General features: G+C 57.1%; 20 protein-coding genes. 13 read left to right on the top strand and 7 right to left on the bottom strand.

Going from position 1 to position 22,367, the window contains the following annotated elements; all coding sequences use genetic code 11:
* The first annotated feature begins 27 nt into the window (after positions 1-27).
* The 4 genes from AC1DXO_RS24325 to AC1DXO_RS24310 all read left to right on the top strand — a co-directional run bounded on the left by AC1DXO_RS24325 (position 28) and on the right by AC1DXO_RS24310 (position 5,731).
* Positions 28-2,007: an alpha-L-arabinofuranosidase C-terminal domain-containing protein gene (locus AC1DXO_RS24325; RefSeq protein WP_476980802.1), complete on the top strand. Its 1,980-nt coding sequence runs from the start codon at positions 28-30 to the stop codon at positions 2,005-2,007.
* A gap of 25 nt (positions 2,008-2,032) precedes the next feature.
* Positions 2,033-3,748, top strand: coding sequence for a GH35 family beta-galactosidase (locus AC1DXO_RS24320; RefSeq protein WP_476980801.1), 1,716 nt, complete (start codon positions 2,033-2,035; stop codon positions 3,746-3,748).
* A gap of 67 nt (positions 3,749-3,815) precedes the next feature.
* Positions 3,816-4,889, top strand: a complete 1,074-nt coding sequence (locus AC1DXO_RS24315) for an alpha/beta hydrolase (protein WP_476980800.1) — start codon at positions 3,816-3,818, stop codon at positions 4,887-4,889.
* Positions 4,890-4,924: 35 nt separating this feature from the next.
* Positions 4,925-5,731, top strand: coding sequence for a GDSL-type esterase/lipase family protein (locus AC1DXO_RS24310; protein ID WP_476980799.1), 807 nt, complete (start codon positions 4,925-4,927; stop codon positions 5,729-5,731).
* Between the two features lie 23 nt (positions 5,732-5,754).
* On the opposite strand, the gene AC1DXO_RS24305 is transcribed toward AC1DXO_RS24310, so the two are convergent.
* From AC1DXO_RS24305 to AC1DXO_RS24295, 3 genes are all read right to left on the bottom strand, one after another.
* Positions 5,755-6,816, bottom strand: a complete 1,062-nt coding sequence (locus AC1DXO_RS24305; protein WP_476980798.1) for a hypothetical protein — start codon at positions 6,814-6,816, stop codon at positions 5,755-5,757.
* Positions 6,817-6,855: 39 nt separating this feature from the next.
* On the bottom strand, positions 6,856-9,201 hold the full coding sequence (locus AC1DXO_RS24300; protein WP_476980797.1) for an alpha/beta hydrolase family protein: 2,346 nt from the start codon (positions 9,199-9,201) through the stop codon (positions 6,856-6,858).
* 178 nt (positions 9,202-9,379) lie between these two features.
* The gene (locus AC1DXO_RS24295; protein WP_476980796.1) at positions 9,380-11,029 is read right to left on the bottom strand and encodes an alpha-L-fucosidase; all 1,650 of its coding nucleotides are present in this window, start codon (positions 11,027-11,029) and stop codon (positions 9,380-9,382) included.
* Positions 11,030-11,403: 374 nt separating this feature from the next.
* Here AC1DXO_RS24295 and AC1DXO_RS24290 point away from each other — a divergent pair, with 374 nt between their 5' ends.
* Positions 11,404-12,078 carry a helix-turn-helix domain-containing protein gene (locus tag AC1DXO_RS24290; protein ID WP_476980795.1) on the top strand — a complete coding sequence of 225 codons (675 nt, stop codon included), beginning with the start codon at positions 11,404-11,406 and terminating at the stop codon, positions 12,076-12,078.
* Between the two features lie 46 nt (positions 12,079-12,124).
* On the opposite strand, the gene AC1DXO_RS24285 is transcribed toward AC1DXO_RS24290, so the two are convergent.
* Positions 12,125-13,336 carry an epoxide hydrolase family protein gene (locus AC1DXO_RS24285; protein WP_476980794.1) on the bottom strand — a complete coding sequence of 404 codons (1,212 nt, stop codon included), beginning with the start codon at positions 13,334-13,336 and terminating at the stop codon, positions 12,125-12,127.
* A gap of 268 nt (positions 13,337-13,604) precedes the next feature.
* Between AC1DXO_RS24285 and AC1DXO_RS24280 the strand changes: the two genes are divergently transcribed.
* On the top strand, positions 13,605-13,790 hold the full coding sequence (locus AC1DXO_RS24280; protein ID WP_476980793.1) for a hypothetical protein: 186 nt from the start codon (positions 13,605-13,607) through the stop codon (positions 13,788-13,790).
* A 61-nt stretch (positions 13,791-13,851) separates the two neighbouring features.
* On the opposite strand, the gene AC1DXO_RS24275 is transcribed toward AC1DXO_RS24280, so the two are convergent.
* Positions 13,852-14,721: a LysR family transcriptional regulator gene (locus AC1DXO_RS24275; RefSeq protein ID WP_476980792.1), complete on the bottom strand. Its 870-nt coding sequence runs from the start codon at positions 14,719-14,721 to the stop codon at positions 13,852-13,854.
* Between the two features lie 95 nt (positions 14,722-14,816).
* Between AC1DXO_RS24275 and AC1DXO_RS24270 the strand changes: the two genes are divergently transcribed.
* The 3 genes from AC1DXO_RS24270 (at position 14,817) to AC1DXO_RS24260 (ending at position 17,545) form a co-directional block, all read left to right on the top strand.
* Positions 14,817-15,641 (top strand): pirin family protein, encoded by an 825-nt coding sequence (locus AC1DXO_RS24270; protein WP_476980791.1) that lies wholly within the window; start codon positions 14,817-14,819, stop codon positions 15,639-15,641.
* A gap of 82 nt (positions 15,642-15,723) precedes the next feature.
* The gene (locus AC1DXO_RS24265; RefSeq protein ID WP_476980790.1) at positions 15,724-16,335 is read left to right on the top strand and encodes an isochorismatase family protein; all 612 of its coding nucleotides are present in this window, start codon (positions 15,724-15,726) and stop codon (positions 16,333-16,335) included.
* Between the two features lie 82 nt (positions 16,336-16,417).
* On the top strand, positions 16,418-17,545 hold the full coding sequence (locus tag AC1DXO_RS24260) for an FAD-dependent monooxygenase (RefSeq protein ID WP_476980789.1): 1,128 nt from the start codon (positions 16,418-16,420) through the stop codon (positions 17,543-17,545).
* An 83-nt stretch (positions 17,546-17,628) separates the two neighbouring features.
* Here AC1DXO_RS24260 and AC1DXO_RS24255 read toward each other — a convergent pair whose 3' ends face one another.
* Positions 17,629-18,150 (bottom strand): MarR family winged helix-turn-helix transcriptional regulator, encoded by a 522-nt coding sequence (locus AC1DXO_RS24255; RefSeq protein WP_476980788.1) that lies wholly within the window; start codon positions 18,148-18,150, stop codon positions 17,629-17,631.
* Positions 18,151-18,247: 97 nt separating this feature from the next.
* Between AC1DXO_RS24255 and AC1DXO_RS24250 the strand changes: the two genes are divergently transcribed.
* Both AC1DXO_RS24250 and AC1DXO_RS24245 read left to right on the top strand, forming a co-directional pair.
* A complete protein-coding gene (locus tag AC1DXO_RS24250; RefSeq protein ID WP_476980787.1) occupies positions 18,248-18,829 on the top strand; it encodes an NADPH-dependent FMN reductase in 582 nt (193 codons plus the stop codon).
* Between the two features lie 59 nt (positions 18,830-18,888).
* On the top strand, positions 18,889-19,743 hold the full coding sequence (locus AC1DXO_RS24245; protein ID WP_476980786.1) for a pirin family protein: 855 nt from the start codon (positions 18,889-18,891) through the stop codon (positions 19,741-19,743).
* Between the two features lie 193 nt (positions 19,744-19,936).
* Here the strand turns inward: AC1DXO_RS24245 and AC1DXO_RS24240 are convergent, their stop codons facing one another.
* Entirely contained in the window at positions 19,937-20,875 is a 939-nt protein-coding gene (locus AC1DXO_RS24240) for an NAD-dependent epimerase/dehydratase family protein (protein WP_476980785.1), read from the bottom strand.
* Positions 20,876-21,013: 138 nt separating this feature from the next.
* On the opposite strand from AC1DXO_RS24240, the gene AC1DXO_RS24235 reads away from it, so the two are divergent.
* Together AC1DXO_RS24235 and AC1DXO_RS24230 are read left to right on the top strand one after the other, a co-directional pair.
* Positions 21,014-21,937, top strand: a complete 924-nt coding sequence (locus tag AC1DXO_RS24235; RefSeq protein WP_476980784.1) for a LysR family transcriptional regulator — start codon at positions 21,014-21,016, stop codon at positions 21,935-21,937.
* A 275-nt stretch (positions 21,938-22,212) separates the two neighbouring features.
* Positions 22,213-22,367, top strand: a 155-nt coding sequence (locus tag AC1DXO_RS24230) for a helix-turn-helix domain-containing protein (protein ID WP_476979456.1), incomplete at its 3' end; no start/stop codon positions are given.

Below are 22,367 nucleotides of genomic sequence, written 5' to 3'. Positions count from 1 at the left end.
AGATATATCCGAGTTTTAGGAACTGAGATGAAGCTGTCATCGTTGAGTATCGCAAGTCTTACATTCGCATTGTCGTGGTCTCCTCACGCGACAATGGGCCAGCAGACCAGGGCGTCGCCGACGATCACCATTGCCGCGGACAAGGTGAAGGCCGCAGTGAGCCCGACCCTTTACGGATTGATGACGGAAGAGATCAATTTCTCCTACGAAGGCGGTCTTTACGGGGAACTGATCCGCAATCGCAGTTTCAAAGGGGAGGGTGGCTTTGCCTATAACACCGAAGCGCCGGTCTACTGGACGCCGTTAGGTGGGGCCGACATTGCGCTCGACAGGAAACAACCGCTGAACGAGGCGCTGGACCTTAGTCTGGTCCTGGACGCCAAGGGGGCATCTGAGGCGCAACCACAGGGCATCACCAATTCCGGCTACTGGGGGATTCCTGTAACGCCGAACACGACGTACACGGTGTCCTTTTTTGCGAAGGCGGATGGGCAGGCCGGGCCGATCACCGTTGCCTTGACCGACAAAAGTGGTTCGACCATCACGTCCGCCAGCGTCAGCGGCGTTTCAGGGGATTGGAAACGGTTCGAGGCAAGGCTGACCACGGGCGACTTGGCGCCTTCCAAGGACAATGTGTTCACCCTGACCACGACCGTCCCGTCGAAACTATGGCTTCAGCAGGTCTCGTTGGTCGGCGCCACATATAACGGCCGGCCCAATGGCAATCGGCGCGACCTGATGGACATGATGGCGGGTCTGAAACCGACCTTCCTGCGCTTTCCGGGCGGTAACTACCTGGAAGGCGATTACTTTTCTCAGCGCTTTGACTGGAAAAAGACCCTTGGCCCCACGGAAGCCCGTCCGGGTCATCGCAGTCCGTGGAATTACTGGTCGACGGACGGTATGGGGCTGATGGAATTCCTTCTCTGGTGCGAGGATTTGAAGAGCGAACCGGTCCTCGGCGTATTCGCCGGCTATGCGTTACAGGGCGAACATGTGTCGTCGCCTGAAGAGCTCGAGCCCTTTGTCCAGGATGCGCTGGACGAGATTGAATATATCACCGGTGACGCGACCACATACTGGGGCGCAAAGCGAGCCCGGGATGGCCATCCGGAACCTTTCCCGCTGCGCTACGTCGAAATCGGCAACGAGGATGTTTTCGACCGCTCGGGGTCATATGACAAGCGCTTTGCGATCTTTTACAAAGCCATCAAGGCCAAATATCCCCACCTTCAATTGATCTCGACCATGAGCGCGGACAAGACGCCGTCACAGCGGCCCGATCTGGTCGACGAGCATACCTACGCCTGGGGCGAGGCGCAGATGTACGATCACATTAGGGATTACGACAATCGGTCGCGCAGTGATCCCAAGATATTCGTTGGCGAATGGGCCACGCATGACGGCTGGCCCATGCCCAATATGCGGGCGGCGGTTGCCGACGCGGCCTATCTGACCGGGCTGGAACGCAACTCGGATCACGTGGTGATGTCAGCCTATGCGCCCCTGCTGGCCAATGTCAGCCATATCGGCGGCAACAGCCGTGAAAACTCCATGCACTGGGCGATAAACCTGATCGGCTATGACGCGCTTTCGACCTATGGGACGCCCTCCTACTACGTACAGAAGATGTTCGCCGAAGCGAAAGGCGACGTCGTCCTGGAAACGGCCGGCAGCGATATTCCGCAATGGTTCATCGACAACAAGGTGCATCCGTCCCTGTTCTGGGTGGTCACGCGCAATGAAAAGACTCGCCAGATCCAGGTCAAGCTGGTCAACCACGCCGCGTCGGCGCAACCGGTTAATCTGAAGCTTTCGGGCGTCAAGTCGATAGCGCGCAAGGGTGTTCTGACAGTGTTAAGTTCGGACGACCCTGAAGCCGGAAATTCACTCGAGACGCCGGACCGCATCGTTCCACACACTGAGACACTATCCGGCGTGTCGCGCGATTTCACGCTTACCCTGCCGCCATATTCGGTTTCAGTTCTCGTTTTTTCGACACGTTAGTCGACATAGAAAAAAGGCTTACTCCATGAATCTTCGAACCAAGACTACCGACCGAAAACCCAAAAGCGTGCTTGTTTCTTCGGCGGCCGTGTTGTTTGCCCTGGCGTGTCAACCGGCCTTTATCGTTGCAGCCGCCTTGAGTTTTGCGCCCGCCTCCGCAGCACTGGCGCAGGAGAAGGCACCACTGCCCAAGATCGTGAAGAAGAATGGCAAGTCTGCCCTGATGGTCGACGGCGCGCCCTATCTGATCCTGGGCGCGCAGGCCAACAACTCCTCCAACTACATTGCGCAACTGCCCAAGGTATGGCCCGCACTGAAGGACATTCACGCCAATACGCTGGAAATTCCGGTGGCCTGGCAGCAGATAGAAGCCAGTGAAGGGCAGTTCGACTTTTCCTATGTCGACGCGTTGGTAAAGCAAGCGCGCGAGAACGATGTCCGCTTGGTGCTGTTGTGGTTCGGCACGTGGAAGAACACCCGGTCAGACTATGCGCCGGACTGGGTCAAGCTGGACAATAGGCGCTTCCCCCGTATGACCCAAAAAGACGGGACGATGTCCTATTGCCTGTCGCCCATGGAGCGTACAACGCTGGAAGCCGACAAAAAGGCCTTCGTCGCCCTGATGACCCATCTGAAGCAGATCGACGGCGATGCCCACACGGTTATCATGATCCAGCCGGAAAACGAGGTAGGCACATTCGGGAGCGTGCGCGACTATTCCGCCAAGGCGGAAAAGCTGTTCCAAGGCCAGGTGCCGCAGGCGCTTCTCAAGAAAAAAGGCATCGCCAAGGGCGGCACCTGGTCGGACGTGTTCGGCAAACGTGCCGACGAGTATTTCCATGCCTGGTATTTTGCCAGCTATATCAACGAGATCGCGGCGGCCGGCCGGCAGGTTTACGATCTGCCCATGTATGTGAATGCGGCCCTGCGCCAGCTTTTGGTCGAGGTGGGTCCGGAAACCTATGCCTCCGGTGGGCCATCGGACAATGTCATCGACATCTATCAGGCCGCGGCGCCCGCGATCGATATTGTCGCCCCCGACATCTATAATCATGACACGCCCAGTTATCAGGCGGCGCTCGACCTCTACTCCAAGTTCGAGAACCCGCTTTTCGTGCCTGAAACCGGCTCGGACACCGAATTCGCCCGAAATATCTTCAGCGTCCTTGGCCGGGGCGGCATCGGCTATTCGCCCTTTGGCATCGACTATACCGGCTACACCAACTATCCGCTCGGCGGCAAGGACATCTCCCCGGAGGGCCTGGCGCCTTTCCGCGAAAAATATGCGCTGTTCGCCCCGATGATGCGCGAATGGGCCAAGATCGCCTTTGAGAATCCCGTCTGGGGGGTTTCCGAGCCCGACGATCGCAAACCGCAATCCATCGATCTGGGCGGTAAATGGAAGGTCGATGTCGTCTATGGGCAATGGCAGTTCGGCAGTACCGACTGGACGTGGCTAAAGGTAGATCCTGTTCCGGGTCGCGAAAAACCCAATGGCGGCGTTGTCATAGCGCAATTGTCTCCGGACGAATTCCTGCTGACCGGTGTGCACGCGCGCCTACACTTTGGCCAGGGCCCGAAAAACGACGCCAAGAACATGACTTTCCGAAGTGTCGAGCAGGGCCACTTCGAAAATGGCAAGTGGGTGGTCGATTTTGTATGGAACGGCGACCAGATCGATCATGGCCTCAACCTGACCGGACAGCCGGCCGTACTCAAGGTCAAGCTGGCGACATATTGAGTTGCCGCGTCTGTGTCTGCAGGTGCAGTGAAAGAAATCCGAAACGATGGAAGCCCAGGGTGAAATAATGGTATTGCGTTCGAAATGCCGGCTTGTTTTCGCGACCGTTGTCGTTCTGTTGACGGCGCTGAGCAGCGGATTGCAGGCCGCTGCGCCTCCGCCCGTGGCCGGCGCGAAACCGGTCACGACTGAGCATATCGAGGTGCATAGTCGCGCCCTGGAAGGCAATCTTGAGGGCGAGTCACCCGACCGCAAGGTTATTGTCTATCTGCCGCCTGACTATGCCACGCACCCGTCGCTCCGCTATCCAGTGGTCTACGCGCTTCATGGATACGCGCTTACGGCTGACGGATTTGCGGGATTGTTGAACACACCCCAGACCGCCGAAGGTGCCTTTGCCCTGGGAACGCCAGGTCTGATCATCGTCTTGCCCGACACTCAGACCATGCATAACGGCTCCATGTATTCGAGTTCGGTGACGATTGGAGATTGGGAAGGGTTCATCGCCAAGGATCTGGTTTCCTATGTCGATGCGCACTACCGCACAATTCCCGATCGTTTGAGCCGCGGCCTGGCCGGGCATTCCATGGGCGGCTACGGCACCGCGCGCATTGGCATGAAGTACCCGGACGTCTTTGGCGCGCTCTACATCATGAGCCCGTGCTGCCTGTCGGTGCGTGGTTCGCCGCCGCCGGCCACGGTTGCCGCTCTCGAAGCTGTCAAAACTCCGGAAGAAGCGGCCAAACTCGACTTCCTGTCGCGGGCGACTTTGGCCGTGGCAGCCGCCTGGTCTCCGAATCCGAAAAAACCACCCTTCTATGTCGATCTGCCGACGGCGAACGGGATCGCCGACCCGTCGGTATTGGCGCGCTGGGCGGCCAATTCACCCTTGACTATGCTGGATCAAAACGTCTTTAACCTGAGGCGATATCAGGCAATCGCCCTGGATGTCGGTGACCAGGACGGGCTACGTGTTGATACCGAGTTGCTGCATAATCGCATGGCGGACTTCGGCGTCAAAAATACTTTCGAAGTCTACAGCGGTGACCATGGTAATGCCGTAGCCGACCGTTTTCAAAATCATGTTCTGCCGTTTTTCGGACATGTCCTTGCCTTCGAAAAGGACGCTCAGACGCCATGATGATCGGCCACGTCATCAAGAAAGGGAGTTGCTGAATGCCCAGGTTTCCGCATTTCCTCATCGTCAACCTTGCCGTCGCAGCCGGCATATTCACCGCGTCGGCCGCACAGGCGGACGATTATCAAAGCTCACCGCCGCGCCAGGATGCCGAAGTACGGGATTTCGGTCCCTGGCTTGGCCCATACCGCGCCAAAGTCACCGCCAAGATGCTCGAGGATTTCGGCGAACAGTATCTCTACGCACCAAGTAATGCCACCTTGCGCGCGCCCGAAACCGGCGAATTACGTGTTGTATTCCTGGGCGATTCGATCACTGACCGCTGGGACCTGGAAAAATTCTTCCCCGGTAAGCCCTTCGTCAATCGGGGCATCGGCGGCCAGGTGACAACGCAGATGCTGGTACGTTTCCATGCCGATGTCGTGGCGTTGCAACCGGTGGCGGTCGTCATCATGGCGGGTGTGAACGACGTACATGGTGTGCTTCAGGTTGAAACCGAAGCGCAGATTGAAGCCAATTACGAAGCCATGGCGGAAATAGCCGTAGCCCATGGAATCAAGCCTGTTTTTGCCAAGATTACACCGCTCAACAACTATACCCCCAATGCGGCCACCGTATTGCAGGACCGGCATCCTGACCAATTGGCGCGGCTCAATATCTGGCTGGATTCATACTGCGCCGCGCACGGCTACACACTGATCGATTATGGGCCGGTGCTGAAGGATGGCGCAGGGTTGATGCGCGCGGACTACACGGCCGATGGCATCCATCCCAACGACGACGCCTACCGGGCAATGGCTCCGGTTGCGGCGAATGCCATCGCGACCGCCCTGTTGCAGCGGTAAAGGACGAATGACCATCGGCGCTTCTAGTTGGTTGCTTTAAGCGATTCGGACATTGTCTTGTGTTCGCGGGTCGACTGGCTCCTGCCTTCCATATTGATGCCTGCCGTTTTCAGGCAGTCGCCCTTGCGCACCAGTCCCGTGTCGAGTGCATATTCAAACTCGCAATGAGTCGTAATGGTGAGGGGAGGCACGGCTGTCTTGCTGTCGCTAAGCGACTCCCGGTATTTTGTCACCTCAGAAGCCGGTGTTCCAGCCTGTTCCATTAACATCGGAAGTGTGGTGTCGAGATAGACCTTCAAAGAAGCGGGATCTGGCTGTTGGTCGTAGGTTACGCGCGCGCTGTTATTGGCTTCGTCCCACGAAGTCAGAGTCACAACCAGTTTGCCCGTGATGTTTGGCCCGCCGAGTGGTGAAGGAATTTCTATGTCCTGGGTAACGGGTTGGTTCAGTGTTAATCCCAGATTGTGCATCATGCCCAGAAGACTGTCGTCCGGTAGGAAAACAGCGGTGGCATTGTCGGCGTTCAGATTGCCATACATGGAATCCAGGGCATGTTGCGCTTGCTGTAACTGAGCCGGATCCGTCTGTGCGTCTTTTGGCACCGATGATAAAAGCAATTCGCCCATGCCCTTGCGCACGCGGGTCAGGATTTGATCGAAGTTATCGATACGAACGGGTGTAAGGCTGTCGTCGGCCGTATAGGAAATCGGCCAGGCAATTTGACTGACCTTTTGCAAGGCGGTCTGCATGACAGCCTTCTCGCCCGGCGTTGCGGGGCCGTCCGGCAGACCGGTCAGGTCAAAATGATCCAGTGATTTCGTCACCTTATAGCCGTCGTCGGTGGCCTCGAATGTCAGGGTGAATTCAGTTTCCGCCGTGCCCAAGGCGGTCGTAATCCCGCCTTCAGTTTTTTCCTTGGTAATACTGATGTGCTGCGTGACGGTTCCGTGATCTTCGAGATTCAGCAGCAGTTCGTGGTAGCCAGGCTCTGCGCCGGACACCCCAGACGCCAGCGCCAGTCCTGACGCAACGGCCGCCAGCAATAGTCTTCGATACATGTTGTTCCGCCCCACTTGAATATGCATTTTATTGACACCTGACCGTAGTTATAACGTCGCGAACTCTCAATTCGTGGACGGGTTATTGACAGCAAGAAACGCCGTAAGAGTTTGCAATATTTGCAGCCTTACCGCCGGGGTATCGGGCGTGTGATCGCCACTCTTCAGTTCCAGATAGTCAACCTGTTTCCCGGCCTTTTGCAGGTCTTCATGCAAATTCCGGCTTTGGGAGACCGGCACCACATTATCGCCGTCCTGATGAATCAGCAGAACCGGTGCCGTTATGGCCGAGGCCGATACAACTGGCGCGCTGGTTCCGATGAACATGGCCAGGCTTCGCAAACTCGTCGAATCGTTGCGAAAGGTCCTGGGCCATCTCTGTGACGGCGACAGACTGGCGAAGGCGTCAGGATTGGGCTGCGGTGCATAGGTCTTTCGCCACGCGAGATAGCGGTCCGCATCGGAAATGCCGTCGAGCGACGCAGCGCAACGAACCTTGCCCGACTCGGCCGCCTTTAACGCAGCATAGCCACCAAAGCCAATGCCGACCATACAGACCCGCTGCGGATCGACCAGGCCTTGCTGTACCAGTGCGTCAACTCCGGCGCCAATATCCGACTGGATCTTGCCGTCCCATTGGCCGTAGCCGGCAGCAACAAAGTCTGCGTCACGTCCGTCCGAGCCCCGATAATTGGGCTGTAGCACGACGTAGCCGCGCGAGGCCAGCGCCTGGGGCAGCCAGTTGAAGCCCAGGCTGTCCTGGCCTTCAGGCCCGTCATGCGGCAATACGATAAGCGGCAGGCCTTTGTGGACGGGCTTTGGCGGCAGGGTCACAATGCCATTAATCGTTGTTCCGTCCGCAGCTGCGTAGGTGACAACCTCTTGCCTGGCGATCCACTCCGTGGGGACTTGCGGAAAATCCTCCCCAACGATGGTGCTTTTGCCGGTAACAAAATCGAGCAGATAATAGGAACCTGTATCCTCGAATCCGGTGACGTATACCAAGACCTTGCTCGCGTCGTCCGTGACCGACAAAACCTCGGTGCCTTGCTCAGGTGCTGCAGCGATCGCCTTGTCGTAGACAGCACGAAGGGCCGGGTCACGGATATCGTAGCGTGGTCCTTCCGCCTGAGAGGCGAACCCGGCCAACCGACCCGACCGCGGATCAAAAACAGGACGCTGCTGCCCGGCATCACCGCTTTCGAGCGGACCGGAAAAAACACCATCGGCATCGAGTGCGTAATAGTGGAAATGACGCAGGGCGTCTTCTGCATCCTTCCCGTGCGTGTCCGTATCAAGGACAATGATCGATTTCCCGTCGCCAGCGAGTCCAATGAGAAACGGCGCGAACGTGCTGTCCTTGCGGATGATGTCGCGACTCAAAACCGGCTTCCACTTGCCGTCGACCTTCATCTCGACACGGAAGGTATCGCGGAGGAAGTCGTACAGGGTGCGGGCAAAGATCGTCCCGTCGTGATCGATCAGCCAGTCGTCAACATAACGGCTTTCACGTTCAATGTCGCCGCCACCGTCCTCGACGAGCTTCCCGTGACCCGTTTCCGGGTCGACCTGCCAGAGAAAAACGCGTTGCGCCGGCTGACTTCCCGAGGACTGGGCACGCATCTCGAGGAACGGCCCAATCAGCCGGGGCATGCCACCGGTCGTAACGCGGAAGGGAAACCCTAGCGCCTGGCTCGGAGCATCCCCAATATGAAGGCCGACGGGGGTGCCCTTTCCGGTCACCATATTGACGGATGTGATCGCATTCTGGCTGCGCACGCCGAAATATTTGCATCCAGGCGGCTGATTGGCGTTGAGCAGCATCTGAATCTGGCTTTGAGTATCTTCGGCGCCAGCGCTGCCCGGTGTCGCCTTCGGCGGGGTCGGAAAATCCCGTGAATTCAGCTTTTGAGATCCCGTATTGCCTCCACCGGTCTCGCATGTGCCCCGTACGGCCAGCCGGGAATCCGAAATCAGGACGTGCGTTTCATCCGCCCAGGTGACGGCGCCAATATTGTCCCCAACCACCTTATAATAGACGTGCTGGTGGTCGGAAAAACGATAGCCGGCCAGGATCTGCATCCCGTCAGCGTGGGTCATGAAGGCAACGCGTGAACCGTCCGGCGACAAGGCGATCTGTTCGATGTTCGGAGAGGTAGCGTAGAGCTCCAGCGGCGGCGGAGAATCCACAGGCTTGACACGCTTCGCTCCCCGGATCACGACTTCTGTTTCCTGCTCCTCGGCATGGGCTGCGACGTGGCCGGTTATGGCGCACGTCGCCAAGACGGTCGTAACCAACAGGATTTTCTTCAACAAAAGCACTCGCTTCTCCCACAAGGTATGCAATAACAGACGCATCCGGAAATTCAGCTGCAGTCTGGCCGTAAATCGGGACGCGTCCCGAATATTCATATATAAATTATATGTTTACTCATGATTTGAGCATGGGTACCTTGTAATCGGATATTGTCAAGCGCATTGCGGCATGGCGTGTCTCAACGACGGCTGGCAGGGCGCAAGAGAAGCAGAGCTGCGCACCTATTTCAGGCCGCGACGACGATTCGGCCGCTCGTGTGACGGCATAAATCGATCAAACCACACCTTCGCCGGTGATTTTGAGCACGGGTGTAAAGGCCGGTTTTGCATCCGGCAGATGGACCGTCAGGCCATCCATACCCAGTTCAAACGGCACCGGGCCATGGCCCAGAAGCTCTACCGTCTCGATCCTGCCCTTGCGCTGCGGCGCGCCCTCCGCCATCGAATAGATTGTCAGGTACGGCGCATTGGGCCACTCCGCCGCCAGGGCATAGAGAACGCCGGCCTTTGTGGTGAAGCGAATATCCTCATGAGAAAGGCCCTCAGTCACGTCGTCGCTTTGGTAACCTTCAGCAAAACGGGTCGGGCCTTCGCCATAGATGTCCCAGGGGCGGGTATCGAAGATCGCCTCGGCATTGATCTCCATCCATCCGGCCATATCGGTCAGGACCTTTTCTTCCTTGTCGTCGATCTCGCCATTGCCGCGCACCGGAATGCTGAGCAGCAGGGTGCCGTTCTTCGACACCGTATCCATCAGGCGCTGAATCACCTGTTTGGCGGTCTTGTACCCGTCATTGTCGTAGATGCGGCGATCATAGTGCCATTGGCCGATGCAGGTGCAGGTTTGCCAGGGCTTGGCGCGCAACTGGTTCGAGAAGCCGCGTTCGACATTTTTGACCAGGGCCTTCATCTGCTCGTCGTCCAGCCCGTTGCTGGTGACGACGGCCTCCAAGCCATTATTCCACCTGGTGTTTTCGTTGTAGAAGTGCGCCACGGCCTCCAGGCCCGTCTGACCCAACGGCATGACAGAACAGTCAAAAAAGACGAAATCCGGGTGATACTGCTCGACCACGTCCATTTGGCGTGCCAGCCAATGCTTCGCGTACCACGGATTATTGGGCGGCGGCGTTTCCAGCCATTGGTCCGAACGGCTGTTGTAGGCGTCCATATCCTTGATCGTCTTCAGTCCGTCGGGCGGCGTGAAGTCTCCGGCCGGGCCGGTATAGAGCTCTTGCGGATCGAGGCCATCCCACCATTTGCCTTTGCCATCGTCCTTTTGGCGCGTGGCGGCGTCATAGCGCACCCCATGCATGATGCCCTCGGCGTCGTAGCCGTAGGCGGTCTGCCACCAGAGCCAAGCGTGGCCCGAGTGGTTCGAGACGCCAAAACGCAGACCGTGGGCGCGCGTTACCTTGGCCCATTCGCCAACGATGTCGCGCATCGGGCCGACCTTCGTCGAGTTCCAGCTATGGTATTTCGAGTTGAAGTTATCGAAATTGTCGTGGTGATTGGCCATGGAGACGAAATATTTCGCCCCGGCCTTTTTATAGAGCCCCATCAGGCGCTCCGGGTCCCACTTATCGATCTTCCAGCTGTTGATGATGTCCATGAAGCCATTGACGCTGGGGTGGCCGTAGGTGGCGACGTGGTGGTTATAGGTATCACCGCCCTGGATATACATCTTGCGACCATACCAGTCGCCATACTCCGGCACGCATTGTGGTCCCCAATGCGCCCAGATGCCAAGCTTGGCGTCGCGGAACCATTCCGGCGTCTGGTAGCCGGCTTTCAGCGACTCCCAACTGGCCTCAAAAACGGGCTTTTCGGTCTTTGCCCTGGATTTGGCCAGGGCAGGGGCGGCAACCTCACGCGTGGCGACCAGGGCCGACGCTCCGGCCAGCAGATGACGGCGAGATAGCTTCATTCGGGATCTTTCCAAATAAGAGGGCGCACCTCGAAAACGGGCGATATTTTTCACCACTTGATTGCGGAGTGACGCGCGTATTTCAAAGTGACAGCGTTACCCTTAATTAGGTTCGGTCAACACCATTATTGGTACATATAAAAATATTTTTTATATGTAAATTGATGTGTTCGAGGTTGGATAGACTTGGGACCTGTAGCTCGCGTCAGGGCAAGTCATAGACTTGCTTACGCAGTCGGCCGTACCAGGCGCTGGCGATCACGTGATTGGGGCGCCGGTTGTGGATAAATGGTATTTGGCAGAGACTCGTCGTTGTCATTCGAGCTGGAGATGGCTCCGCCGACGGGTCTTCGCTATCGGAGCACGTACAGTTCATGGTTCAGAAGCATACACGTCGATCCTCCTTTCATCCCTGGATCGAGACCGTCTGGCAGACTTTATGTTTGAGTGACGGGATTTATAAAGCCACGCCGGATGGCGCGTGGGATTTGATTCGTAGTGTGGCGCCCGGCGGTAAATCCATGGTGTTTCTGACGGGTCAGGCAACTGAGCCGGTAGACGTGCCGTATCTTGAAGGTGAGCACTCAGTTGTCATTTCATTTGCCGCCCATGTCTATCTGGCAGGTGACAGAGAGGTGCGAACCGGCGCAGCGGTCCGTCCACTGAATGTGAAAGACGACGGATTTTTTTTGAATGACGTGGAGCTGCCGTTGCCCACCTTTCTAAACGCCGAAAGTCTTGTCGATGGGATGATCGAGGCGGGGCTACTTCTGTCCGACGATATCGTAGCGAGGGCTTTTACCGCGAAGCCTAAGGCCGCCTCCAGGCGCTCGGTGCAGCAGCACTTCAAGAACACCACGGGCATTACCCAGAAAGACTTTCAATTGATCCGCCGCGCCCAGGAAGCGGTGCGGCGTTTGAAAGACAACCAAAATGCCGCAGCGGTGGCTATCGATCTTGGCTATACGGACCAGCCGCACATGATCAAGTCGATAAAGAAGATAATGGGGGCATTGCCATCGAATCTGGATGCGGTTCACAAGATCTGACACCGGACGAGGGATCTCGTCCGGTGTCAGAGGTTCAGGGCCTGGCTTATCTCGCAATCAGTGCTGCGAAGGTCTTGATGTCGTTGACGTAAAAGGCAGGATCTTCCCAAGCGCCGAAATGGCCTGCCGTTTCCATATCGTGAAACTGCACAACGTTTCCTGAGGTCTGGCGATCCGCCCATTCGCGGGGCAGGCGCACGCCGCCCGGGATCGGTGCTTCCGTCGCCACTGCGACCGGCACCCTGGTATTTCGCCCCTTGATGGTCGGCGCATGCAGGGCGTTTTGATTATAGGTGCGGAAGGATGAGCCCGCCGTTTCCGTCAGCCAATAGATCATGATATTGGTCAGGAGCGCGTCACGGCCAAATCTGGCATCCGCGTCATCTCCCACCCCCATTCCAGCCATGAAGCTCATGATCCATGCCGCCAGTCCGACGGGCGAGTCATTCATAGCGAAGGCGAGGCTTTGCGGCTTTGTAGCCTGGACGAGATTAAACGCGCCATGCGTAAAGAACCATTGCTGAATGGCTCCGGCGTAACCTTGTTCCGGCTCGCTCAGGACGCTGAAGTCCGTCGTGTGGTCCGGGTAGCCTACATCCGTCAGATGGATACCCATCAGCTGGTCCGGATGACGTTGCGACAGAGACATGGCAATGATCGAACCCCCGTCGCCGCCCGCCGCGATGAAGCGCTCGTAACCCAGGATATCCTTCATGAGATGAGCAAAAATGTCAGCCACCTTGTCCAAGGGGAGGGCCGTTTTGCCGGAGAAGCCAAATCCCGGAATGGATGGCACGATAACGTGGAAATCCTGCGCCAACGCATCCACGACCTTATGATACCGGTAGAAGCTGTCGGGCCAGCCGTGGATCAAAAGAATTGCCGGCGCGTCCTTCTTCTTCGAGGGTTGATGGACGAAATGCAGGTCAATTCCATCGATTTCGACCTTGTAATTCGGCAGCGCATTCAGGCTCGCTTCGGCTTTTCGCCAGTCATAATCATTGAGCCAATAGCTGGTCAGCCTTTTCATATAGTCTAAATTTGTTCCGATCATCCATCCCGCGTCAGCGGGTTCATCCGGCCAGCGCGTTAGCTGCAGGCGCATCTTAAGATCGGCAAGCTGATCGTCAGAAAAGGCGATTTTAAAGGGTGTAGGCTTGGTCATGGCGCTGGTCTCCTGTGCAATGGCTTGGCGAGAAGTGGCGCTACCGAGAAGAACCGTGGCGACGAGGGTTTTTGCAAAATTGCGGCGGTTCATTTTCGTAGCTCCCTGTTTGTTCAACGGGACCAAACTACAAAGGGGGCGGCATTAACGATTGTAATATTGCGCAAATCAGCAAGAGGGGGTTCTCGGCTGATTCGTGCAAAAAGTGACGATAAGCAAGTAATTGTATTTATTATTGAAACTGACTTTTTCAAGGATAACATATTGGATTTGTTTAGAATTCAGGTTTTGGCCAAGGCCGTTACATAAATTTGCAGCTTGTTTAGGTTTTGTCGGACAGGAGGCTACGGGCGGGTAGACGATGGCTGAAACTGAAAACATGCATAAGAGTCCAGCGAAGCGGCTGGCCGAGTTTACGCAGACAGTGGATGGCATCAAATTCTTGGTTCCAGACGATATTATCGAAGCTTTGGGCTGGCAGGACGGAGACGCGCTCGATTTGTCTATTGACGCTGCCGGCTACATCGTTTGCCGGAAAGTAGAATGACCCGGTGGGGCGCCGCAGACCGACAATCCTTGGCTGCCCAAAATTCCGCCGTTCGATCTTATTATTCCCCCGCACCGACCAGATAGTTCAGAACGGTCTGCACCGCTAACGATCGATAGCGTTGGGGGCTGGTGACAATCCAGGCATCCGCCTGTTCCATGGGATATTCAGGCAGCAGGCGGACGAGTCTGCCTTGCTCAAGGTCGGCTTCAATCATGAAGTCGGGCAGAAGAGCGATGCCGTGTCCCAACCTCGCCAGTTGGTGAGCCACCAACATGTTGCCAGCCGCGATCGTCCATCGCATCGAGCATTCCCACCCCCCGTCGAAACGCCAGGTATCCAGCGCCGCGCTTGTGACGATCGCATTTTGTGCGGCCAGGTCTGAAGGGGACACGGGTTCCCCCGCCTTTTCCAGGTAGGCAGGGGACGCCACCAAAAGCCGTCTGACTTTGTAGAGACGTCTGGCGATCAGGTCGCTGTCGTCGAGTGAACCCATGCGAACGGCAAGGTCAACACCCTCTCCAATGATGTTGACACGCCGTTCGGTCAGCCGCAACTCGACCTGGACGTTTGGATAGTCCGCACTTAACTTGATCAGATGCGGGGCAACCAAATACTGCCCTAGCGCGGCTGTTGTTGTCAGACCGACCCGACCTGCGACTAAACGCTCACGCTCTGCTATCGCCTGCGCGGCATCGGCGGCGGCGGTGATCGATGGTTTTGCCATGTCATAGATGCGCCGCCCCTCATCCGTCAGCGACAACGCCCGGGTCGATCGCCGGAACAGCGATGTGCGCAGCAGAAGCTCAAGGTCGGCAAGCCTGCGGCTGACGGTGGACTTAGGCAGACCAAGTACGGCACCGGCGGCGGTGAAGCTGCCGTGATCGGCAATGGTTACGAGCAGGGCGAGATCATCGAGCGAAGGCTTCATTGTTCCAAATGTGGAACTATACCGTCTTAAATGCAAGCCTTATGGAGACGACGGTGCGGGCGTATATCTTGGTCATCGACACAAGGAACATCGCCATGATCCAGTTTTCATCCGTCCATACGGCGACGCAGGCGCGTCACGGAACGGCCTTCGCGGCGCGGCAGTATCCGCGTCAGGCCTTTGCTAATCTCATCGACCCTGTCCTCAACATCGACTGGTTCGAAATGAGTACGCCCACCTTTCCGCCGCACCCCCATGCAGGGTTTTCCGCGGTCACCTACCTGTTCGCAGATTCGCCCAACGGCTTCATCAACCGCGACAGCTTCGGCGATGTGCAGGACATCCACGCCGGCGGCCTGCACTGGAGCCGCGCGTCGCGCGGCATGATGCACGAAGAAACACCCGTTCCTGGCAAGGGCCCGGTGCGAGGATTGCAGATTTTCATCAACCTGCCCGCGGCCAATCAAGGAGACCCTGCCGCGGCCTTTCCCGTAACGCCTGCGATGGTCAAAAACCATTCCGGCGAGGGTTGGGAATCCCGTGTCGCGGTCGACGGAACGACCCTGGGTGAAACCGCAGGGGCCCTGCCATCGCCGGTGCGGATCGAGGAAATTTCGCTGAAGCCCCAGGCCGCGCGGAACATCGACGTGCCGGCCGGCTGGGGCGGGATCCTGATTGTCCTGGAAGGTAAGATCGCAATCGGCGACACGTCCCTTGGCCTTGGCCAGGCCGTTGGCTTTGCCTCGGACGGTCACGACAATTTCCCTGTTGCGACCGGTGCGGGGCCTAGCCGCATCGTCCTGGTCTACGGGGCACAGCTCAAGCAACCCATCTTCGCCCACGGACCTCTGATGCTGGCCAGCCCGGCCGCACTCGACGCGGCATATCGTTATGTCTCGTCGCTCACCTTGCCAGCCTAAACCAGACTGACACTTAACGACCACTCAAGCAGGCTTCGACTGGCAGTCCCAGTCGACAATTCACGACCAAGGAGAGTTATCCATGACGACAACTGCAAACTACTTCACCGCCGAAAACTCGGCGCTTCTGCTGATCGATCATCAGGTCGGCACGATGCAACTGATCAAGAATATCGACCGCGATTTCGCCGCCAAGCAGTCGGTTGCCCTGGCCAAGATGGCCAAGATCCTCAACATGCCGGTCGTGATCACGTCCAGTCAGGAAGACTACGCCCAAGGGCCGGTCCTTCCTGAAATCGCGGCGATCCTGCCGGAAGCTTATGAAGCGCGCGTCAAGCGTCCTGGCGTGGTCAATGCCTGGGCATATGCCGACTTCCGCAATGCCGTCCTCGCCACCGGCCGCAAGAACCTGATCATGGCGGGCGTGACCACGGACGTTTGCCTGATCTTTCCGGCGATCGACGCCGCGCTCGAAGGTTTCGGCGTACAGGCCGTGCTGGACGCTTCGGGTTCGCCCAGCGATTTGTCGGAAGAATTTTCGCGGCAACGGATGCATGACGCCGGTGTCGTGCTCACCGCGACCAACACGCTGATCGCGGAAATCGCCCAGGACTGGTCGACGCCGACTGGGCAGCAATTGATCACCCTGCTGTTCACGGACGTCTTCCCGGCCCTTGGCGCCGGCATCGCGTAAATGTCCGCCGGCCCTTTGACCGAAGCGCATCGCGCTTCGGTCAATTCGGTTGCCCGTACCGCCTGGCTGATGGCTCAACCTGATGAACACCACCCACCCAAACATCACCATAGTCGGGGGCTCCCTTTCCGGTCTTACCCTTGCGCTCGCTTGCGCGACAAAGGGCGTGCCCGTGCATGTTGTCGAGCGATCTGCCGGGCGCGTGCACGGCGGAGACAGCCTGACTGTTGATCTGGCTTTGCTCGCGGCGACAGTTGGTCATGATCCGCGCGTGCACCCGATGCTGCCCGTGGTGCCGGCCTATCGCGAACTGACAACCTGGCCGGCCTTGTATGCGTGGCTCCGTGACCGGGTCGCTACAACATCCGGTATAATTCTCGAAGAAGGGAAGCAGGTCACGTCGGTCACGGATCTGGGCGATCGGGCGCAAATGAGCTTTGCCGACGGATCGCAGAGGGAGGTTGATGCAGTGATCGGTGCAGACGGATATAACAGTCTTGTCCGCAAAACGATTGCGCCGGAAGCGCCATTGGCGCGCTATGCCGGTTACCTCGTGTGGCGTGGGCTGGTCGATGAACGAACGCTGTCTCATCCAGTGCCGTGGCCCTCGGACGGCGGACTTTGGATAGAGTTCGCCGCTGGCTATCGCCTGGTAGGCGCGACACTTCCCGGTCGTGACGGGTCAATTGAACCTGGACATCGCCAAATCACATTCGCCTGGTTCGATGTGCATCGAGAGGCCTTGCTCCGTCGCACAGGCTGTCTGACAGATGATGGCCATATCGTGGGAACACTTGGACGCGGCACGATCGATGACGCGGTCAGGGCAGATTTGACGGCGCGGATTCCCCAGATTTGGCCCGAGATGTGGGCGGAAGCGGTAGCTGTTGGCATAGGCTCCAAAGATATCCTGAGCGGCGCGCCGATCGCCGAATACAAGCCCGAGCGGCTGGCGCAGGGTGCACTCGCCATTATCGGCGATGCGGCCCATGTCGTTTCGCCAATGACCGGGCGGGGGTTCCTGACCGGGGTGGAGGATGCAGCCGTGTTGGCTCAAATACTGGCCGACCGGCCGGCAACCGAGGCCCTTCCTGACACACTGGCCCGCTATGAGGCGGCGCGATTGCCGTTTGTTCGCGGTTTGGTGACCCACTCGGCGCGGATCAGTACCGATTACGTGCGTTATGCATCCGGTTTCCAGCGAGGATGAGAATGAGGATCGAATGTGGCACCAGGATTGGGCGGGGTCTCCTTCTCCGAGGAACTCAAATATCTCGCGTCGGAGGACGAGAATTAGCGAGATATATTGGCGAGCTTCAGGAGGATGTTCTTGAATTCACCTCGTTCCCGATTGTCCAGCGGCGCAAGCAGGCTCTCTTGAATGCAACGCTGATGGATGGGAAGCGCTCTGTTAAACAGGGCAAGGCCGTCATCTGTAAGCCTGACGACGACATTACGCTTGTCGTCGTTGCCACTGTGCCTGTCGATGAGACCGCGATTTTCGAGGCGGTCGACCAGACGACTTATCGCCGACTGGCTTAGCCTGACGATTTCTCCGAGCCTGGTGATGGGAAGCGATTGCTCCGGCAAGAAGCTCAGGCCCATCAGCACATCGAATTCATTGATGCTCATGCCGGCGCCGTCCGATAGCGCCGTCTCCAAATGCCGGGCTACAGTCTCATAGGCAATCGCAAGCGCCGAGAACGCCCGGGAGCATGACTCGTAACTATGTCCTTCGTCCTTCATCATAAACTCGTCGCTAAAAACAGCATCCTTATCCGTGAAATGGCAGGCGAGTAACAGCAAATTTTGCACAGGCCACGCCTCAGTCCTTGTATATGCATGCGCATACATATATATAGCCTATATCTCAGCGAGGTCAATTAGCTGAGGCCCGCAATAGGAGAGCCCCATGTCGAAACTCAAGTTTGCCATCATCATCGGAAGCACACGCGATAGCCGTTTCGGTCCTGTGCCAGCGCAATGGATCAAAGACGTCGCTTCGGAGCGCGATGACATGGAGGTTGAACTGGTCGACCTGAAGGACTTCGACTTGCCCTTCTTCAATGAAACGGCGTCGAACGCATGGCGTCCCAGCCAGGATCCGCGTGCCATCGCCTGGCAGAAAAAGCTTGCGGAGTTCGATGGCTATATCGTTGTGACGGCGGAATATAATCACTCGATCACAGGCGCTCTGAAAAACGCCTTCGATCAAGCCTATGTCGAGTGGGCCCGCAAGCCGATCGGCTTTGTCGGTTATGGCGGTGTCGGCGGGGCGCGGGCCGTTGAACATGCCCGCACGATAGCGGTTGAACTTCACATGGTGCCCGTCCGGACGGCGGTGCACATCGGTGGCAGCGACTACATCAAGGTGGTCCACCAAAGGCAGCCGATCACCGAGATCGAAACGTCGATCCGCCCCAGCGCCACACATATGCTCAACGAAATGTCGTGGTGGGGCAAGGCCACACGCGACGCCCGCGCGGTTCAGTAACCCTCGCATGTGGGTTCGCCTTTCGGCGTCCGCCCGCATGAACAAATTGGAGTACCTTAATGAGTGCCACTATATCCAAGGTCGTCGACGCGCTAACCGCGGGTCATGGTACCTTTTCGGCGCAACGCTTTCCGCTGAATGCTTTTCAAGGGTTGGCGGCGCCATTGATGGGTATGGACCACTATCACATGAGCGACGTGACCTTTGCGCCGCATCCGCACGCTGGCTTTTCGGCCATATCCTATGTGTTTGAGGACTCGCCTGGCGCCCTTCGCAATCGGGATTCGCTTGGCCACGATTTTGCGGTCGAACCAGGCGACGTCGTCTGGACTCAAGCGGGAACGGGCGTCGTTCACGACGAGCGGCCTGCCAAAGTCGGTACGGAGGTTCACGGACTGCAAATCTTCGTCAACCTGAAGGCCGTCAACAGGACGCTGGCGCCCCAGGTCTATCGCCTGGCCGCCCGTGACATCCCGGTCTGGAATGACGGCCAGGGCAGCCGTGTTCGTGTCGTCGTCGGTGACTACGGCGGCCAGACATCGACTCTTGCTCCGGCGGAACCGTTCAACCTGTTTGATGCTTTCCTGAACGGAAACATCGATATTCCGGTCAGGCAGGACTGGAACGCCTTTGTCTACGCCGTCGACGGTTCCGTGCGACTGACGATTGCGGACGAAAGGCGTGAACTGAAGGGCGGGCAGGCCATCTCCATCGGCGTTGCAGATCAGAGAGAAATACTCGATCTCACGTCCAATGGTCCCGCGCATCTCGTTATCATGTCCGGCCCCCGCACCAACGAGGCCGTTTTCCAGCACGGCCCCTTCATTATGGCCAATCCGAGCGAAATCAACGATGCGATCGGTCGTTATCAACGCGGTGAGATGGGATCGTTAGCGTCGCTCTCAACTTCATAAGACGGCGGCTTAATAGAAACTCCAAACGAGGACAAACCCTCAGTCTACCTCACGCAGGGGGGAGGGAGTTGATGAATTGGTTCGTGGCGCAAGCGCGAGTCCCTGGTTTTGAGGGAGTGCTGCAGACCCAGGCCCTTGCAATTATGTCTTCACAAATCCACGAGACGTTGGATCAAACAGTTACTTATATTTCCTAGAACAAAGAAGGTATACCCGTTGCGATGCTGGGGTACTCAAAATGAAAGCCGGTCGCCTGTAATTTGGCGCTGGAGTATTTGGAATCGGTTTGCATGTAACTGCGCACGACCTCGCCGGCAAACAAGCCTAGTAAAAAGCCAGGTATGCTGCGTGTCTTGAGTGGCTTATTCAACGCTTTGGCTACACTTGCGGCAATCTCGTCATAGGTGACGGGCTGTTGATCGACGACAAAAAACCGTTCAGCACGAGTAGCAAAATTGCCGGCCGCCATCGATGCCAAGTGGGCAATAGCGGCGCCCGCATCTTTAACATGAACCGGGGACGCCCAGTGCGCTGCGCCCGAGATTCGCATCACGGCTTGTCCACCGGCTATCGGGTCGATGAAATACTGCTTAAGCCAAGAACCTTGTCCATACACGGCGCCTGGAAAAGCGATCACAACCTGTAAATTTGGATTGGCCAGTGCCTCAACATTGTGTACCGCCTTGGTGATGTAAGGACCAAATCCCGTCGGATTTGGTTTCATGTGTTCATCCAGGGCAGGACCAGCACCGGTTTCGCCGTAGTAGGAATTGCCCGCGACGTAGACCAGACGCAATGAATGAGATGTTGGCAAAGCGGCGAATAAGCGCTGATCCATTAACAGCCGATCTTTTTCGTAATCCACAGCCGCTTTTTTGGTGACGCGCTGCCCAAATGTAGCTGGTTGCGCGACATGAACAATAACGTCGACATTGGAAAGTGCTTGTTGCCAAGCGCCATCAAGTTCGAGGTCTCCGCGGAGGACGGCTGCACCCAGTGATTCAAGCTTTTGTGCTGACGTGGCCGAGCGCGCCATTGCCGTCACTGCAACGTCTTGCATGGTCAGCAGACTACGCAGAACCTGTTCCCCAATAAATCCCGTAGCGCCTACTACAAACACTTGTTTAGGCATGATGAAGTCCTTTTGTTGGGCGGCTGGAGTCTGATTCACTGACGGCGCAGATCATTGGAGTGAATAATTGTACATTGAACTAATTTATTGTGCTAGGTGTCAAAAAGTGGCCTAACTATCCATAAAAGTGGACAACCGATGTTCGATTTGAATGCCTTGCGTGATTTTATTGCAATCGTCCGGGCGCAAAGTTTCGCCGGCGCGAGTAGGGCGATGAACATACCGAAATCCACGCTTTCCAAGCGGCTGCAAACACTGGAAACGGATCTCAACACGCGCCTTATCGAGCGCACTACACGTGCACTGCGTTTAACGCCTGAGGGGGATGCGTTTTATGAACGCGCTTTGCGCATCATGGGAGAGGTGGAGGAGGCCCATCATCTGCTGGAAGCGCGCTCTGATACCCCTAGTGGAAAACTGCGCATCTCCGCCCCTCACTTGTTTGGGCAAAGCTTTATGGGAGAACTGACGGCAGCTTATCTGGCAAGGTTTCCAAACACCGCACTGGAAGTGGTACTGGTGGATCGCCGTGTTGATTTAATTGAAGAAAGCTTCGACGCTGCCATACGGATTGGAGAAATGCCAGACAGCAACCTCGTGGCAAAAATATTTGCTGAGGTCGATCATGTGATTGTTGCCACGCCGGGGGCTGCGCAGCAATGGGCAGTAAATGCACCTGTCGATCTGGAAACTTTGCCCTGCTTAGCGCACATGGTCGGCTTCTCAGCGCGGACGAATTGGCGCTTAGTCAGGGGCGATACTTTTATTTCGGTCGCGGTGACACCCGCCATCGCAATCACATCGCTCGTCGCCATCCGCGACGCTGCGCTGGCGGGAGCAGGTCTGGCATACCTGCCGCGCTTTATGGTTCAAGCGGAAATAACGAACGGCCGCTTGATTCATGTTCTGAAAGAGTGGTGTGGTCCCAAAGTGCCAATCTCCATTGTTTATCCCTCTGCTCGCTTTCTTAGTGCGCGGCTTAAGGCATTCATCGACCTGTTGGACGAGCGGTTTCCACAACGAGAATTAAGATTGAGTTCATCGGATGCGCTGGCTGAATAGACCGTCATTGACGCCAATAACATTTGGGGAAAATCCGGCTACACATGCTCTGAAACACAGGGGCGCGTTTCCCGGGGTTCTTCGCCCAATTTAGGAGGCCAATTATTACACGCGACAATGGATGTTATCGCGTGTAATTTCAGGATGTTTTTCCCATAATGTTTATTATGCGAAAAATGTGTGTAGCCGCCATTTAGTAATGTCGCACCCGTGCCAGTTAGAGATGGCACCCTCCTGCATTTTCGTGGGAGGCCCTCTAAGTGACGTTACATATCATGAGCGACAAAGAGCTGGCGCGGCTTGAAGTCCTGCGCGATCTGACGAACGGCCGACTGACGGTATTGGCGGCTGCCGAGCTTCTGGGATTGGAGCGGCGGCAGGTCCAGCGTTTGGTCAAGGCCTATCAGGACCAAGGCGCAACCGCCCTCAT

The sequence above is a fragment of the Asticcacaulis sp. P2_C5 genome, assembly GCF_056404555.1.
This window is presented reverse-complemented; position numbering and strand designations above follow the sequence as displayed.